General features: G+C 64.3%; 19 protein-coding genes. 16 read left to right on the plus strand and 3 right to left on the minus strand.

All coding sequences use genetic code 11. The features are described from left to right. Nucleotides 1-5: 5 nt before the first annotated feature. Nucleotides 6-890 (minus strand): LysR family transcriptional regulator, encoded by an 885-nt coding sequence (locus RXV90_RS15495; RefSeq protein ID WP_316649770.1) that lies wholly within the window; start codon nucleotides 888-890, stop codon nucleotides 6-8. 112 nt (nucleotides 891-1,002) lie between these two features. Between RXV90_RS15495 and RXV90_RS15500 the strand changes: the two genes are divergently transcribed. The 10 genes from RXV90_RS15500 to rimM all read left to right on the plus strand — a co-directional run bounded on the left by RXV90_RS15500 (nucleotide 1,003) and on the right by rimM (nucleotide 7,827). Beyond that, nucleotides 1,003-1,584, plus strand: coding sequence for an FMN-dependent NADH-azoreductase (locus tag RXV90_RS15500; protein ID WP_316649771.1), 582 nt, complete (start codon nucleotides 1,003-1,005; stop codon nucleotides 1,582-1,584). A gap of 126 nt (nucleotides 1,585-1,710) precedes the next feature. Beyond that, on the plus strand, nucleotides 1,711-2,190 hold the full coding sequence (locus RXV90_RS15505) for a hypothetical protein (protein WP_316649772.1): 480 nt from the start codon (nucleotides 1,711-1,713) through the stop codon (nucleotides 2,188-2,190). Between the two features lie 362 nt (nucleotides 2,191-2,552). Continuing rightward, nucleotides 2,553-4,067 carry a signal recognition particle protein gene (gene ffh / locus RXV90_RS15510; RefSeq protein WP_316649773.1) on the plus strand — a complete coding sequence of 505 codons (1,515 nt, stop codon included), beginning with the start codon at nucleotides 2,553-2,555 and terminating at the stop codon, nucleotides 4,065-4,067. Then, nucleotides 4,064-4,597, plus strand: a complete 534-nt coding sequence (locus tag RXV90_RS15515; RefSeq protein ID WP_316649775.1) for a GNAT family N-acetyltransferase — start codon at nucleotides 4,064-4,066, stop codon at nucleotides 4,595-4,597. Before ffh ends, RXV90_RS15515 begins: the two co-directional genes overlap by 4 nt. Then, nucleotides 4,594-5,133 carry a GNAT family N-acetyltransferase gene (locus RXV90_RS15520; RefSeq protein WP_316649776.1) on the plus strand — a complete coding sequence of 180 codons (540 nt, stop codon included), beginning with the start codon at nucleotides 4,594-4,596 and terminating at the stop codon, nucleotides 5,131-5,133. The genes RXV90_RS15515 and RXV90_RS15520 overlap by 4 nt, the downstream gene beginning before the upstream one ends. Further along, nucleotides 5,130-5,708 (plus strand): GNAT family N-acetyltransferase, encoded by a 579-nt coding sequence (locus RXV90_RS15525; RefSeq protein WP_316649777.1) that lies wholly within the window; start codon nucleotides 5,130-5,132, stop codon nucleotides 5,706-5,708. The genes RXV90_RS15520 and RXV90_RS15525 overlap by 4 nt, the downstream gene beginning before the upstream one ends. After that, the gene (locus RXV90_RS15530; RefSeq protein ID WP_316649778.1) at nucleotides 5,705-6,232 is read left to right on the plus strand and encodes a GNAT family N-acetyltransferase; all 528 of its coding nucleotides are present in this window, start codon (nucleotides 5,705-5,707) and stop codon (nucleotides 6,230-6,232) included. The genes RXV90_RS15525 and RXV90_RS15530 overlap by 4 nt, the downstream gene beginning before the upstream one ends. A gap of 144 nt (nucleotides 6,233-6,376) precedes the next feature. Beyond that, nucleotides 6,377-6,685, plus strand: coding sequence for a chorismate mutase (locus RXV90_RS15535; protein WP_316649779.1), 309 nt, complete (start codon nucleotides 6,377-6,379; stop codon nucleotides 6,683-6,685). A gap of 4 nt (nucleotides 6,686-6,689) precedes the next feature. Further along, the gene (gene rpsP, locus RXV90_RS15540; protein ID WP_316649780.1) at nucleotides 6,690-7,130 is read left to right on the plus strand and encodes a 30S ribosomal protein S16; all 441 of its coding nucleotides are present in this window, start codon (nucleotides 6,690-6,692) and stop codon (nucleotides 7,128-7,130) included. A gap of 193 nt (nucleotides 7,131-7,323) precedes the next feature. Further along, on the plus strand, nucleotides 7,324-7,827 hold the full coding sequence (rimM, locus tag RXV90_RS15545; RefSeq protein WP_316649781.1) for a ribosome maturation factor RimM: 504 nt from the start codon (nucleotides 7,324-7,326) through the stop codon (nucleotides 7,825-7,827). A gap of 4 nt (nucleotides 7,828-7,831) precedes the next feature. On the opposite strand, the gene RXV90_RS15550 is transcribed toward rimM, so the two are convergent. Next, complete coding sequence (locus RXV90_RS15550) at nucleotides 7,832-8,203, minus strand: site-2 protease family protein (RefSeq protein ID WP_316649782.1); 372 nt, start codon at nucleotides 8,201-8,203, stop codon at nucleotides 7,832-7,834. 198 nt (nucleotides 8,204-8,401) lie between these two features. Here RXV90_RS15550 and trmD point away from each other — a divergent pair, with 198 nt between their 5' ends. The 6 genes from trmD (at nucleotide 8,402) to RXV90_RS15580 (ending at nucleotide 12,379) form a co-directional block, all read left to right on the plus strand. Next, nucleotides 8,402-9,208, plus strand: a complete 807-nt coding sequence (trmD, locus tag RXV90_RS15555; protein ID WP_316649783.1) for a tRNA (guanosine(37)-N1)-methyltransferase TrmD — start codon at nucleotides 8,402-8,404, stop codon at nucleotides 9,206-9,208. 389 nt (nucleotides 9,209-9,597) lie between these two features. Then, on the plus strand, nucleotides 9,598-9,981 hold the full coding sequence (rplS, locus tag RXV90_RS15560; RefSeq protein ID WP_316649784.1) for a 50S ribosomal protein L19: 384 nt from the start codon (nucleotides 9,598-9,600) through the stop codon (nucleotides 9,979-9,981). 14 nt (nucleotides 9,982-9,995) lie between these two features. Beyond that, nucleotides 9,996-10,217: a 50S ribosomal protein L31 gene (gene rpmE, locus RXV90_RS15565; RefSeq protein ID WP_316649785.1), complete on the plus strand. Its 222-nt coding sequence runs from the start codon at nucleotides 9,996-9,998 to the stop codon at nucleotides 10,215-10,217. A gap of 220 nt (nucleotides 10,218-10,437) precedes the next feature. Continuing rightward, on the plus strand, nucleotides 10,438-10,602 hold the full coding sequence (locus tag RXV90_RS15570; RefSeq protein WP_316649786.1) for a hypothetical protein: 165 nt from the start codon (nucleotides 10,438-10,440) through the stop codon (nucleotides 10,600-10,602). Between the two features lie 64 nt (nucleotides 10,603-10,666). After that, the gene (locus RXV90_RS15575; RefSeq protein ID WP_316649787.1) at nucleotides 10,667-11,452 is read left to right on the plus strand and encodes a hypothetical protein; all 786 of its coding nucleotides are present in this window, start codon (nucleotides 10,667-10,669) and stop codon (nucleotides 11,450-11,452) included. 114 nt (nucleotides 11,453-11,566) lie between these two features. Then, complete coding sequence (locus RXV90_RS15580; RefSeq protein WP_316649788.1) at nucleotides 11,567-12,379, plus strand: division plane positioning ATPase MipZ; 813 nt, start codon at nucleotides 11,567-11,569, stop codon at nucleotides 12,377-12,379. On the opposite strand, the gene RXV90_RS15585 is transcribed toward RXV90_RS15580, so the two are convergent. Next, complete coding sequence (locus tag RXV90_RS15585) at nucleotides 12,339-13,391, minus strand: hypothetical protein (RefSeq protein WP_316649790.1); 1,053 nt, start codon at nucleotides 13,389-13,391, stop codon at nucleotides 12,339-12,341. The genes RXV90_RS15580 and RXV90_RS15585 overlap by 41 nt on opposite strands. Nucleotides 13,392-13,396 lie beyond the last annotated feature (5 nt).

Raw genomic sequence — 13,396 nt, forward strand, 5'->3', positions numbered from 1 at the left:
GCCCGTCAAAGCCCGATCTGCCAGCCCTTCGCCTCTTCCTTGAGAAATTTCAGGAAGGTCTGCACCTTCGTCGTCCGGTGCAGGTCCACATGGGTCACCAGCCAGAACGACGCCGACCACTCGTCGCGCGGCGGGCAGATCTCCACAATGTCGGGGCACCGATCCGCATCCCATTTCGACATGAAGCCGATCCCCGCCCCTGCACGGATCGCATCGCGGAAGGCGAGATTGTCGAAGCAACGGAAGGTGATCTGCTCAGGCGCCACCGCAGCCCTGAGCCAGCGGTTGAACGGCGCGCGGCTGTTCTCATTGTCGCCGCCAACGAAGCGATGGCCCGCAAACTCGCTCTCATCTGCGGGTTGCCCGTGGGCCGCAACGTATTCTTCGCTGGCATAAAGCCCGATCCCAAGCTTTCCAAAGGGTTGCACGACGTTATCGGGCTGATCGGGCGCGGCACCGGCCCGGATCGCCACATGCGCTTCGCCATATTCGAGGCGAAACACCCGGTCGCCCGTCAGATAGCGCACGATCAAACCCGGGTGCTGTTCCTGGAATCTCACGAGCGTGGGCGAAACAAGCGGCGAAATCGAGGACAGCGAGGTCACCACAAGCTCGCCCGACACGTCGTCTCCCCGTCCCTTGATGCGTCCCACAAGTTGGGTGATCTGGTCATCGGTCGCCTGCGCCACAATCATCAGGTCTTCGCCGGCTTCGGTCGGCGTGTATCCCCTCGCGTGTCGTTGAAAGAGCTTCACCCCCAGCCGTCCTTCAAGCGCATCCACGTGCCGGATCACCGTCGCATGGTGCACCCCCAGCGCTTCCGCCGCACCGCTCACCGTCCCGGCGCGCGCCACGTGATAGGCCGTCCGGATCTCATCCCAGTTTTCCATGCGCGCCCTGTGCAGTTTTGAACATGTTATGTGAATTCTGCGGGATTGCGTTCAGAAAAGCAAGGGTCAATTCTCCTTCACCAGACATCATTTCGCCAAAGGAACCATCCGCATGTCCCGCACCCTCCTCCGCATCGACGCCTCCGCCCGAAGCGACGGCTCCGTATCCCGCGATCTCGCGACCAAGATTGTCGACCGCCTGCGGCCCGCTACCGTGATCCACCGGGATCTCGCCGCAGGCCTGCCATTCATCGATGATGCTTGGATTACCGCGAACTTCACGCCCGCGGCCCAGCGCACGACCGAACAGGCAGAACAATTGGCATTGTCCGACACCCTCGTGTCCGAACTTCAGGCCGCAGACACCATCGTTATCGGCGTACCGGTCTACAACTTCTCCATCCCCGCCACGCTCAAGGCCTGGATCGATCAGATCGCCCGCGCGGGCCTTACCTTCCGTTACACCGCCGACGGCCCCCAGGGCCTTCTAAAGGGCAAGCGCGCGATCATCGCGTTTGCCTCCGGTGGGACAGTGGCAGGGTCCGATATCGACTTCGCCACTGGATATCTCCGCCACGTCCTCGGCTTCATTGGCATCACCGATGTCAGCGTCGTCGCCGCAGACCGGCTGGCACTCGATCCTGAAGCCACGATGGCAAATGCCGACGCCCAGCTCGAGGCACTGGCTGCCTGACCCGGGCATTCATCGGGCTGGAAAACCCTGGGGGCGGCGCTCGAAACGAGTCGGCTCCACTCTTCATCAGGTCACAACCTCGTGGGGCCGCTCCCCCAAATCCCTGTTCGCGGTTAGGATGCCGCCATGGCAAAAATTGTCCACGACAAGCCAGACGGCATCCTGATCGAAGACCGGCCAGTGGTCTTCACGCTGATTGTCGGCGCCGCGACGCTCTACAGCGTCTTTCTTTTGTTCCGCGCGGTGCAGGACAGTGATCTTCTCCTCGGCCTGGCGGCGCTCTTTCTCGGCGGCGCCAGCTACGCCGCGTTCCACCAGCTTCTCCGTCACTCCCGCCTGACGCTCCACCCCGACGGACGCGCAGAACTCTGGTGGCGCGACCTCAAGGGCCCCCATAGCCGAAGCTTCTCCCCCGGCACGCTCCGCGCCGGTCTCGAAAGCAACCGGTATGACGGCAGCGTGACGACCCGTGCCGTGCTGCTGATCGACGGGGGGCCCAAGGTCGAACGCCTGCCCCTGTCAAAAAGCTTCTCCGGCTCGGCTCGCGCCAAGAAGGTGGTGGAACGGATCATGGATTGGCGCGAGGCCTCTGGCGGGACGAGTTGAGCGATCTCCTCCCTATCACCCATCAAACCGAGGCCGCGACAATCGCCGGTCGATCTGGTGGCTCGCGCTCCGCATGACCGATGGCACCGTCCACGCGCTCACACCTGTCCACCCATCGGGCTCGGGAACGGCGCAGATGGTCGCGTGTGATCAATGCCTGGCCCGGGGTGACCAAGGATTGACAGCGGCCCGTCGCCTCCCTATTCAGGCGGTCGCTTCCGGACAGGCTCGGCCCGTCCGGTCCCGCGCGCATTGCCGGGATCGCCCCCCACCAGCGAGTTTCGCCCGTGGGGGCGCTTGGCGTTACCCGCGTCCGACCCCATGTCGGACATGTTCGAAACCGGCTGAGAGGAGCCCGAGGCATGTTTGAAAATCTTTCCGAACGTCTCTCCGGCGTCTTCGACCGGCTGACGAAACAGGGTGCGCTCTCCGAAGACGACGTGAAGACGGCGCTGCGCGAGGTGCGCGTGGCCCTTCTCGAGGCCGATGTCTCGCTTTCCGTCGCGCGCGATTTCGTCAGCGCTGTGCAGGAAAAGGCCACCGGCCAGGCCGTCACCAAATCCGTCACCCCCGGCCAGCAGGTCGTCAAGATCGTCCATGACGAACTCGTCCATGTTCTTGCAGGTGACGATGATGAGCCCGGCGAACTCAAGATCGACAATCCTCCCGCCCCAATCCTGATGGTGGGCCTTCAGGGCGGCGGCAAGACGACGACCACGGCGAAACTCGCCAAGCGCCTGAGCGAGAAGAACGGCAAGCGCGTTCTGATGGCATCGCTGGATACCAACCGCCCCGCGGCGATGGAACAGCTCGCCATCCTCGGGCAGCAGATCGGCGTCGACACGCTTCCCATCGTCCCGGGTCAAACCCCTGTCGACATCGCCCGCCGCGCCAAGCAGCAGGCCACGCTCGGCGGCTACGACGTCTACATGCTCGACACCGCGGGCCGGCTCTCGATCGACGAAGAACTCATGCGCCAGGTCGAGGATGTCCGCGACATCGCCAACCCGCGCGAAACCCTTCTCGTGGTCGATGGCCTCACCGGTCAGGACGCGGTGAACACGGCCGAGAATTTCGACGACCGGATCGGCATCACCGGCGTCGTCCTCACCCGGATGGATGGCGACGGGCGCGGCGGCGCGGCCCTGTCGATGCGCGCGGTCACCGGCAAGCCGATCAAGTTCGTAGGCCTCGGCGAAAAGATGGACGCGCTCGAAACGTTCGAACCGTCCCGCATCGCCGGTCGCATCCTCGGCATGGGCGACATCGTTGCCCTCGTCGAGAAGGCGCAGGAAACGATCGAGGCCGAACAGGCCGAGCGCATGATGCGCCGCTTCCAGAAGGGTCAGTTCAACATGAACGACCTGAAAAGCCAGCTCGAACAGATGATGAAGATGGGCGGCATGGAAGGCATCATGGGGATGATGCCCGGCATGGGAAAGATGAAGTCGCAGATGGCCGAAGCGGGCTTTGACGACAAGATCATCCGCCGCCAGATCGCCCTCATCCAGTCGATGACGAAGAAGGAGCGCGCGAACCCCGGCCTCCTCCAGGCCTCGCGCAAGAAACGCATCGCGGCAGGCGCCGGCATGGAGGTGGCGGAGCTGAACCGACTCCTCAAGATGCACCGCCAGATGTCTGATATGATGAAGAAACTCGGAAAGGGCGGAAAGAAGGGCATGATGCGCCAGATGGCCGGGCTCTTCGGCGGCAAGGGCGGCATGCCCGCCATGCCGGGCGGCGCAGGCGGCATGCCCTCCGAGGCTGAAATCGAGGCCGCCAAGAAGCAGCTCGGCAACCTCCCGGGCGGCCTTCCGGGCCTCGGCGGCGGCGCGGCGCTGCCCCCGGGGCTCGCCGGCTTTGGGAAGAAGAAATGACCGTCAGCTTCCACATCCCGCCCATACGCACCGCACGCCTGATCCTCCGGAACTTCCGGCCAGAGGATTATCCGCGCTACCTGGCCTACTACACCTCCGACCGTACCGCCGGCGTCGGCGGGCCTCTCTCCGAAGACAAGGTGTTCGAACGTTTCGCCTCGATGATCGGCCATTGGTCGCTCCGGGGTTTCGGCCGTTACGCCATCGCTCATCGCGAGGCGCCGAGCGATCCGGCCTTCGGACATGTCGGCCCGATGAAGCTCGCCGAAGCCGAAGAGACCGAAATGACCTGGACAATCTGGGACGCCCAGCACACCGGCAAGGGCTACGCCACGGAAGCGGCCCGCGCCGTCCTGAGCCACCTCTTCGATCAGGGATGGTCGCACATCGCCGTCCATATCGATCGCTCGAACACCGCGTCGATCCGCGTCGCGGAACGTCTGGGTGGCGAACTCGATACCGAAACACCGCCGCCCGCCTGGAACGAAAACGCGCTCCGCTATGTGATCCGGCCGCAAGACACGCAATGACCCCGCACTTCGCCGATACCCCGGTCCTCAGGACCGAGCGTCTGACGCTCCGCGCGCCGAAGCTGGCCGACTACCCGGTCTTCGAGGCGTTCTACATGTCGGATCGCGCACGCTTCATCGGCGGACCTGGTACGAAAGGCACGGCGTGGCGCGGTTTTGCCCACGCCGCCGGCATGTGGGCGCTAAAGGGCTGCGGCTGTTTCGTCTTCACGCTCAGGGACGACGACACCGCGCTTGGCATGGCCGGCCCCTGGATGCCAGAGGACTGGCCCGAAAACGAAATCGGCTACACCGTCTGGAACCCCGACGCGGAAGGCAGGGGCTATGCCTTCGAAGCCGCGCGGGCCGGCCGCGACTACACCTACGACGTCCTCGGCTGGACCGGCGCGGTCAGCTATATCGACGACGGCAACGACCGCTCCATCGCGCTCGCCGAACGCCTCGGCGCCTGGCGGGATGATGCCGCACCGAAGCCGGACAAGGACGACCCTCCCGTCCTCGTCTACCGCCACCCCGCGCCGGAGGATCGCCCATGACCCTCCCGCATGAACGCCCCGCAACTGGTCCGGCTGCGGCCTTCGCCGCACATCTCTCTTCGGAGCTTCCCAAGATCGAGACGGAACGCCTTCGCCTTCGCGCGCCACGGATTGAGGATTTCGAGGTCTATGCCGAAATCGCGACCGGCCCAGAGGGTCGCTTCCTGATCGACGCGCCGACGCGCGAGAACGCGTGGTACGACTTCACCCAGATGACGGCGACGTGGCTTCTTCGGGGCCACGGTCTCTGGTCTGTCGAAAAACGCGAGGATGGGGCGCTCGTGGGTTTCGTCCTTCTGGGCTTCGAGCCGGGCGATCACGAACCGGAATTGGGCTATATGTTTCGCGACGCCGCCACCGGCCACGGCTATGCCACCGAGGCCGCCCGTGCCGCCCGGGCCCACGCCTTCGACGTCCTCGCGCTCCCGACGCTGGTCAGTACCATCGACCATGACAACGTCGCGTCGCACCGCCTGGCGGAACGCCTTGGCGCGACCCGCGATGCGGCGGCTGAGGCCGCGCACAGGAACGAGATCCGCGTCTACCGCTACAGTGCTTCAGAGGCGCGCCTATGATCGCCGCCCCCACACTGACGACGCCGCGCCTGACGCTCCGCCCGCATATCGCTGAGGATTTCGACGCTTATGCAGCGCTCATGATGTCCGATCGCGCGGTCCACATGGACGGGCCCTACGATCTCTTTGGCGCATGGCGCAACTTCGCCTCGGACGTGGCGCAATGGGGGCTCTATGGCTCGGGCGCACTTGCCGTGGTGAACTCCGAGACCGGCGATGTCGTGGGACAGGTCGGACTGAACCGCATCCCACCCTATCCCGAGGCTGAACTGGGCTGGCAGCTTTATGAAGGCTACGAGGGCAAGGGTTATATGACTGAGGCGGCCCAGGCCTTCCGCGACTGGTGCTACGAGACGCAGGGCCTGCCTTCGCTCGTCAGCTACATCGACCCTGCGAACACGCGCTCTATCGCACTGGCTGAACGGCTCGGCGCATGGCGCGACGAAGGTGCCGCGATCCCAGAAAGCGACGATCTCGATTTCTGCCACGTCTACCGTCACCCGATGCCGGAGGTGCGCCAATGATCCGTTCGCCCGGTTCACGTAATCTTAACCAAGGGCCCGAAATGCGCTTGGACCGTACGCTGGGGGCGCAAAACTACCCCTCTCCCTGTGCACAGGTTGTGTACCGGGAGTGTACGCCGTGTGACTCTCCCCGAGGATCCCAAAATGACTGATTCGATCGCACGTGCCGCGGCGCTCCTGAAGGATCATCGCGCCTCCATCGACCGGCTCGACGCAATCCTCGTCTACACCCTGGGCGAGCGGTTTCGCCACACCCAGGCCGTCGGAAAACTAAAGGCGGAACACGATCTTCCCCCGTCCGATCCCACCCGCGAAGCGGCCCAGATCGCACGGCTCGAAGCTTTGGCGAAAGAGGCCGATCTCGACCCTGAATTCGCCAAGAAATTTCTGAAGTTCATCATTCAGGAAGTCATACAACACCATGAAAAACATGCAGAAAACCTAGGAGACTGAATCCATGTCCATGAAAATTCGCCTCGCGCGCGGCGGCTCGAAAAAGCGCCCCTTCTATTCGATCGTCGCCGCCGACTCGCGGATGCCCCGCGACGGCCGCTTCATCGAAAAGCTCGGCACCTACAACCCGCTCCTCCCGAAGGATTCGGAAGAGCGCGTCAAGATGAACATGGAACGCGTCGAATACTGGCTCGGCAAAGGCGCCCAGCCCACCGACCGGATCGCGCGCATGCTCGAAGCCGCCGGCACGCTTGAAAAGAAAGAGCGCAACAACCCGCAAAAAGCGGAACCCGGAAAGAAAGCCCAGGAACGCGCCGACGAGAAAGCCGCCAAGGCCGCTGCTGCCGCCGAAGCCGAAGCTGCGCCTGAGCCGGAAGCCGATGAGGCCCCCGCGGAAGAAGCACCCGCAGAGGACGCCTCTTCTGAAGAAGAGAAGGCCGAATAACCTCTGCCTTACCTCAGAAAATCTTGCCGTTCCTCAATTCTCTCGGCCTTGGCCTGCTCAGGCGCCCGGTGACGCTTCTGCTTTGCGGCGTCGCCTTCTGGGCAGGAACCGAGATTCAGCACGCGGCCCTCAAGGCACGCTGTCTGGATGCGGGCGGCACAGTCGATACACGAGGCGTCTGCCGGGGGTTGCCATGAGTGAAATGGTTTGTGTCGGCGCTATTGCTGGCGCCTATGGCGTCAGAGGCGAGGTACGCCTGAAGAGCTTTTGCGCGGAACCCCAGGATATCGCATCCTACGGGCCTCTCTCGACCGAGGACGGCGCACGAAACTTCGACGTGACACTCGGCGGCGCGGTCAAGAACGGCTTCGCCGCCCGCCTCTCCGGCATCACGACGAAGGAACAGGCCGACGCCCTGCGCGGCACCCGTCTCTTCGTCCACCGCGATCGCCTGCCGGAAGCGGACGAAGACGAGTACTATCACGCCGACCTGATCGGGCTGCCTGTCTTCGACACCGGCGGCACCGAGATCGGCCGCGTGAAAGCGGTGTTGAACCACGGCGCCGGTGATCTCCTCGAACTCCAGGGGCCGGGCATCAAGGGCACCGCCCTACTCCCCTTCACCCGCGCCGCCGTCCCCACCGTCGACATCGCCGGCCAGCGCATCGTCGCCGATCCGCCGGAGGGGCTGTTCTAAACAGTCAGTCCGCCGCCCGCCCCTGCAACATCCGCCAGTGAAGCGCGACTGACGGCAGGAAGAGCACCAGAACGCCCACCCGCAGCATCGCCAGATACAGAAACGGTACCCAAAGGATCGAGATGATCAGCCCGACGCCCCCCGCCGTCCGGTAGACCAGCCCATCCGGAAGCACAGTCTGCAGAAAAAGATGGAACAGCCTGCCGCCATCCAGCGGCATCATCGGCGCCAGGTTCATCACCGCGAGAAACAGGTTCATATAGGCGAAGGCTTCAACGATCGCGCGCATGTCGCCCGCCGGCACCATCGGCGTCAGCACCCCGGCCACCGCCCAGAGCGCGAGGTTCACCAAGGGACCCATCAGCAGGATGAACACCTCCTCGTCCCGCGAGGCGGGGGCCGCGTGAAGACAATAACATGGGGACCCTGCCGTTCGTTCAGCGATCACGATCGCGAACGTCTCAGACCATTATGACCATTCTGCGGAACCAAGGCGGCGGGGACGGCCCGATTGCGCTTCACGCCCCCCGGCGCTACACGGCCCGCCAACCGATCCCTGCCAAGGGGGCCAGCCATGGCCGAACCTCCAAAGAAATCCCACGGCCGCCTCTCGATTTCGGCCACCCTGCAACCGCGCGAACTGATGACAGACCGCCCCGCGCTCAAGGGTGCCTGGGAGGCCCGCATCATAACCTTGTTCCCCGAAGCCTTCCCGGGCCCCCTGGGCCTCTCCCTCACCGGAAAAGCGCTGGACCAGGGTATCTGGCGACTCGGTACCGTGGACCTTAGGCAATTCGGCGAGGGCAAGCACCGCCAGGTCGACGACACGCCGGCCGGCGGCGGGGCGGGTATGGTGATCCGCCCCGACATCCTCGGCCGCGCCATCGACCACGCAAGCCGCGGCGCCAGGCCCGACCGTGACGCCTGGCCGCTCATCTACCTCTCGCCACGCGGCGCCCCGCTCACGCAGGCACGCGTCCGCCGCCTTGCGGCGGGCCGGGGTGCGACCCTCATCTGCGGCCGCTTCGAAGGGATCGACCAGCGGGTGATCGACCATTACGGGATCGAGGAGGTTTCGCTCGGCGACTATGTCCTGACCGGCGGTGAACTCGCGGCCCAGGTCCTCCTAGACGCCACGGTGCGCCTCCTGCCCGGAGTGCTGGGCAACGCCACCTCGGTCGAGGAGGAAAGCTTTTCCGAGGGTCTTCTCGAACACCCACATTATACCCGCCCAGCACTCTGGGAAGGCCTCCCGATCCCTGAGGTCCTGACCTCCGGCGATCACGGCGCCGTCGCCCGCTGGCGCCGCGCGGAGGCCGAGGCGCTGACCCGCGCCCGTCGCCCCGATCTCTGGGCGCAATACCAAAACCGCAGGTCCTGACGTGGGGCTCTGCCCCACACCCCGGAGTATTTGGACCAAACTGAAGGGGCGGGCCTTTGTCTTGACATCAAGTACTCCCGGGGGCCTCGCGGCACGCGAGGCGGGGCAGCGCCCCCCTCGGGCCTTGCAAGTTTTTCCTTGAACCGCCACACCGCGCTGGCTATACGGTCGCGGTTCGCCGGGCCCCGCCCGGCGGGCGCGTTTTGGCATGGTCACAACCACCCGGATCTTCGCCGGATGACGGCCCCGCCGAAACCCCATGTCGCAAGGAACGACGACCCGATCTCTGGCGGGCGCCCGCAACGCGCAGGCGGACCCGAACGAAGACCAGGAGCTCTCGGGCGCAAGACACCTCTCCGGATCAACCGGGGCAGATAGGAGTGGATCAGATGGACCTGATCGCACAGCTGGAAGCCGAGCAAGTCGCAGAGCTTGCCAAGGACATTCCCGATTTCAAGGCGGGTGACACCATCCGCGTCGGTTACAAGGTGACCGAAGGCACCCGCACGCGGGTTCAGAACTACGAAGGCGTCTGCATCAGCCGCAAGGGCGGCGAGGGCATCGCGGGCTCCTTCACTGTGCGCAAGATCTCCTTCGGCGAGGGCGTCGAACGGGTCTTCCCGCTGCACTCGACCAACATCGAATCGATCACCGTGGTGCGCCGCGGCCGCGTCCGCCGCGCCAAGCTCTACTATCTCCGCTCGCGCCGCGGCAAATCGGCCCGGATCGCGGAAGACAGCCACTACAAGCCCAAGTCGGGCGCGGAAGCCTGAAGGATACCCGAGCCATGAAAAAAGATATCCACCCCGACTATCACACCGTCGACGTCAAGCTCGTAAACGGCGACATCGTGCAGATGCGCACCACCTGGGGTTCCGAGGGCGATACCATGTCGCTCGACGTCGACCCGTCGGTGCACCCGGCCTGGACCGGCGGCGGCACCCGTCTCATGGACACCGGCGGCCGCGTCTCGAAATTCAAGAAAAAGTACGAGGGTCTGGGCTTCTGATCGCCCGACATCGCTGCAACGGATTGCGCCGCCCTCCGGGGCGGCGTTTTTCGTTTCAAAATCCCCGTGCCTTCCCCCGAGGCCATGAAAGGTCATCCGCCCTGCCCTTCGCGCTTTTCGCCGCCGCCGCCCTCGCGGCCCGGCTGATCCATTTCAGCGGCGACGGCACCGCATCCGGGGCGGAACCTTCTGCAGCACGAACTGGTGACGGCCATTCGACATGACGGCCTCAACAGACGGCAAATGGCGTTATTTCGTCTCGAAGGACAACCACGCGGCCAAGGTCTGGCGCACGCCGATCAGCGTCGGCCGCGGCGTCTGGTTGGGCAACGGCTTCCACACCCCGGCCTGGCCCCGCGGCGCGGCCAAGATCTGGCGATCCTGAAAGTGACGGTGGACTGACCGGCGCCGCTGCCTCTAAGCTCATCAGATCGATCGGGAAGCCAGCCATGAAACGTATTCTCATCGCCATCGCCGCCCTGATCCTCGCCACGGGCATGGCGGGTGCAAAGGACCAGACCAAAAGCTTCAAGCCGCACAAATTCAACGGCTCGAAGCCAGCCTTCAGCAAGGGGATCTATACATTTACGCTCCGACCTCAGGGCTGCAGCGCCAAGAAGTATGGCGACGGGCGAGGCGAGAGCGACTGCTTCAACGGCAATATCCGGTCGCGGGTATATGCGCCCAGACATTCCGGCCCCGGCGCGACTATGGAATATTACATGGAGTTCCGGATGAACCCGGATTTCCGCTATGACGGCGGGCCGACCCCGGCCTATTCCAAGCTCGAAATCGCTGAATGGGGGCGCGTCGAGGGGATCAAAAACCACATTTACGACTTGCAGCTCGACACGGTCAGGGGCCTGACCTTCGAGCGTGCGGTCTGCGTCCCGCCAAACCGGCTGGGGGACTGGAACAGCGTGCGGATCCTCGTGAAGTGGTCCAAGGGCAGCGACGGGTTCCTGCAAGCGATCTGCAACGGCCGCCCTGTCCTGACCCGGCAGAACCAGCAGACTGTCGTCCCGCCCGATTGCGCGAAACCCTGGAAACTGCAATGCGAGCCCGCGCTCCAGCGCCCCGACGCGAAAATCTACTGGCAGGTCGGGCCCCGTCTCTCGGGCTTCGGCCCGGACTATCGCAAATACGGGTTTCCCTCCGTTTTCACCCGCTTCCCCGCAAACGGCGTCCAGATGCAGGTGCGCAACCTGTATGCTGGACGTCCGATCAAGCGATAAGGCGCCATTCTATGGCCAGTCTTTGATGCGCGCCACTTTCCTTGAGGGGGAACACAACATATAGTGGCGCAAACCGGCGTTCGGGCTGCCGGACGGGCAAAAGAGGGCAGGGTCGTGGCGCATATCATCGTCGTCGGCAATGAAAAGGGGGGCTCGGGCAAGTCCACCACATCGATGCACGTGGCGACGTCCCTTGTACGAATGGGCCACACGGTCGGAACGCTTGATCTGGACCTGAGACAGAAGAGCCTCGGCCGATATATCGAGAACCGGCGCGCCTTCAATACACGGCACGGGCTCAACCTGCCCTGCCCCGACTATCGCGATCTGCCGGATGTAACCGGCATGAAGCTCGCCCCCGGAGAGCACGCGCAGGATCGACGCCTGTCGATGGCGGTAGTGGGAATGGAAGAGAGTTGCGAATTCATACTGATCGATTGCCCTGGCTCGCACACACGCCTCAGCCAGGTCGCCCATTCGCTGGCCGATACTTTGGTGACACCTCTGAACGACAGCTTCATTGACTTCGACCTTCTGGCGCGCGCAGATCCCGAAACGAACAAAATCCTCGGCCCGTCCGTTTATTCGGAAATGGTTTGGAACGCACGGCAGCTTCGGGCCCAGGCAGGTCTCGAGCCGATCGACTGGGTGGTCGTGCGAAACCGCCTTGGGGCGCAGGCGATGCACAACAAGCGGAAGATGGGCGAGGCGCTGGACGACCTCGGCCGCAGGATCGGGTTCCGCGTGACAGCGGGATTTAGCGAAAGAGTGATCTTTCGCGAACTTTTTCCGCGGGGCCTTACACTTCTCGATCTCAGGGATATCGGCGTGACAGGTCAGATGAACATCTCAAACGTCGCCGCGCGGCAGGAGCTGCGCGATCTGGTCAGAGAGCTTCGTCTTCCCGGCGTGCAAGTCGACTTCTGAAGTGGCGGGCGAGGCCAGCAATGCCGGCCGCAAGTCCGGCCCCCAGCATCTGAACTACAGCAAGGGTGCCACGCAGGGTGGCGCGGGCTGCGATCAGTGCCCAGTGCGGTTCAGCAGGTTCAGACTCCCGCGCGCGCTCTGCCTCGATGATCTCCCGCTGGGACGGAAGCGGGGCGAATTTCGGATGCGCAGCCGTGGGGCCCTCAGGCCCCTGATCGTCTTCAACTGCGGGCTCTGCTTCAGCCTCTTCCAGTCGTCCGCGGGCAATCGAGACGAGCGCCGAAATGGCGACAAGCGCCATCGCCGTAAGGAAGAGAGCCCGGTGGGTCTCGGAGGACGGGGCTGCCCCCAAGATGGCCAGCCTTTCACCCGCAAACGGGCGGACTGCCAGGTTATCTGCCGAGAGTTCGACCCCCATAACAGAAAAAGCGCCATCCGCCATTAGTGTGAAATCGCCCGGGTCGACATGAAGGCCATTGATTTCCACTACCGTGCCGCGGGTACCCGGACCGAAGACAGCATCCACGAGATGCGCAGCATCGGGAACGCGCGTGTCGCCGACATCGATCGGGTAGAACATTAGCCCGATCGCGGGGCGCTCAACATCTTCCTGCACGCCCGTTCGACGGGCGACCTGTGCCGTAAGGGCCCCGGCCCCCGCCTCGCGGGAGTGGATTTGAGCCTCACCCCTATCGCTTAACCCGAAGAGCGGCACGACGACGGCGCGTTCGACGGGATTGATCCCTCGCAGGGTGAGTACTGTGGCGCGTGAGAAATCGGCCTCGGCCTGCACAAAAACTTCGTCGGCGGGACCGACATGAGTGAGCATGTTGAAGTTTTGGAGCGCGGCCTTGGGCGGCGGGCCTTGCCGCAGCGCAAGTGTGCGGTCTGCCTGCTCGTGCACCTCGATATACCCCGCCACCAGCCCGACCGCAGCCAGAAGCGCCGCCACGAAGACCAGGGGCTTCGGGTCGATCATGCGCAGAATCTTGACCAGAGTGCGCGGCAGCATTCAGG

It is taken from the genome of Ovoidimarina sediminis (assembly GCF_032586175.1).
In the GTDB taxonomy this organism is placed as follows: domain Bacteria; phylum Pseudomonadota; class Alphaproteobacteria; order Rhodobacterales; family Rhodobacteraceae; genus Ovoidimarina; species Ovoidimarina sediminis.

What these genes read in the sequence shown, in the direction of transcription:
- RXV90_RS15495 (WP_316649770.1), bottom strand. Translation starts at nt 890, where the DNA reads ATGGAAAACTGGGATGAGATCCGGACGGCCTATCACGTGGCGCGCGCC.
- RXV90_RS15500 (WP_316649771.1), top strand. Translation starts at nt 1,003, where the DNA reads ATGTCCCGCACCCTCCTCCGCATCGACGCCTCCGCCCGAAGCGACGGC.
- RXV90_RS15505 (WP_316649772.1), top strand. Translation starts at nt 1,711, where the DNA reads ATGGCAAAAATTGTCCACGACAAGCCAGACGGCATCCTGATCGAAGAC.
- ffh (WP_316649773.1), top strand. Translation starts at nt 2,553, where the DNA reads ATGTTTGAAAATCTTTCCGAACGTCTCTCCGGCGTCTTCGACCGGCTG.
- RXV90_RS15515 (WP_316649775.1), top strand. Translation starts at nt 4,064, where the DNA reads ATGACCGTCAGCTTCCACATCCCGCCCATACGCACCGCACGCCTGATC.
- RXV90_RS15520 (WP_316649776.1), top strand. Translation starts at nt 4,594, where the DNA reads ATGACCCCGCACTTCGCCGATACCCCGGTCCTCAGGACCGAGCGTCTG.
- RXV90_RS15525 (WP_316649777.1), top strand. Translation starts at nt 5,130, where the DNA reads ATGACCCTCCCGCATGAACGCCCCGCAACTGGTCCGGCTGCGGCCTTC.
- RXV90_RS15530 (WP_316649778.1), top strand. Translation starts at nt 5,705, where the DNA reads ATGATCGCCGCCCCCACACTGACGACGCCGCGCCTGACGCTCCGCCCG.
- RXV90_RS15535 (WP_316649779.1), top strand. Translation starts at nt 6,377, where the DNA reads ATGACTGATTCGATCGCACGTGCCGCGGCGCTCCTGAAGGATCATCGC.
- rpsP (WP_316649780.1), top strand. Translation starts at nt 6,690, where the DNA reads ATGTCCATGAAAATTCGCCTCGCGCGCGGCGGCTCGAAAAAGCGCCCC.
- rimM (WP_316649781.1), top strand. Translation starts at nt 7,324, where the DNA reads ATGAGTGAAATGGTTTGTGTCGGCGCTATTGCTGGCGCCTATGGCGTC.
- trmD (WP_316649783.1), top strand. Translation starts at nt 8,402, where the DNA reads ATGGCCGAACCTCCAAAGAAATCCCACGGCCGCCTCTCGATTTCGGCC.
- rplS (WP_316649784.1), top strand. Translation starts at nt 9,598, where the DNA reads ATGGACCTGATCGCACAGCTGGAAGCCGAGCAAGTCGCAGAGCTTGCC.
- rpmE (WP_316649785.1), top strand. Translation starts at nt 9,996, where the DNA reads ATGAAAAAAGATATCCACCCCGACTATCACACCGTCGACGTCAAGCTC.
- RXV90_RS15570 (WP_316649786.1), top strand. Translation starts at nt 10,438, where the DNA reads ATGACGGCCTCAACAGACGGCAAATGGCGTTATTTCGTCTCGAAGGAC.
- RXV90_RS15575 (WP_316649787.1), top strand. Translation starts at nt 10,667, where the DNA reads ATGAAACGTATTCTCATCGCCATCGCCGCCCTGATCCTCGCCACGGGC.
- RXV90_RS15585 (WP_316649790.1), bottom strand. Translation starts at nt 13,391, where the DNA reads ATGCTGCCGCGCACTCTGGTCAAGATTCTGCGCATGATCGACCCGAAG.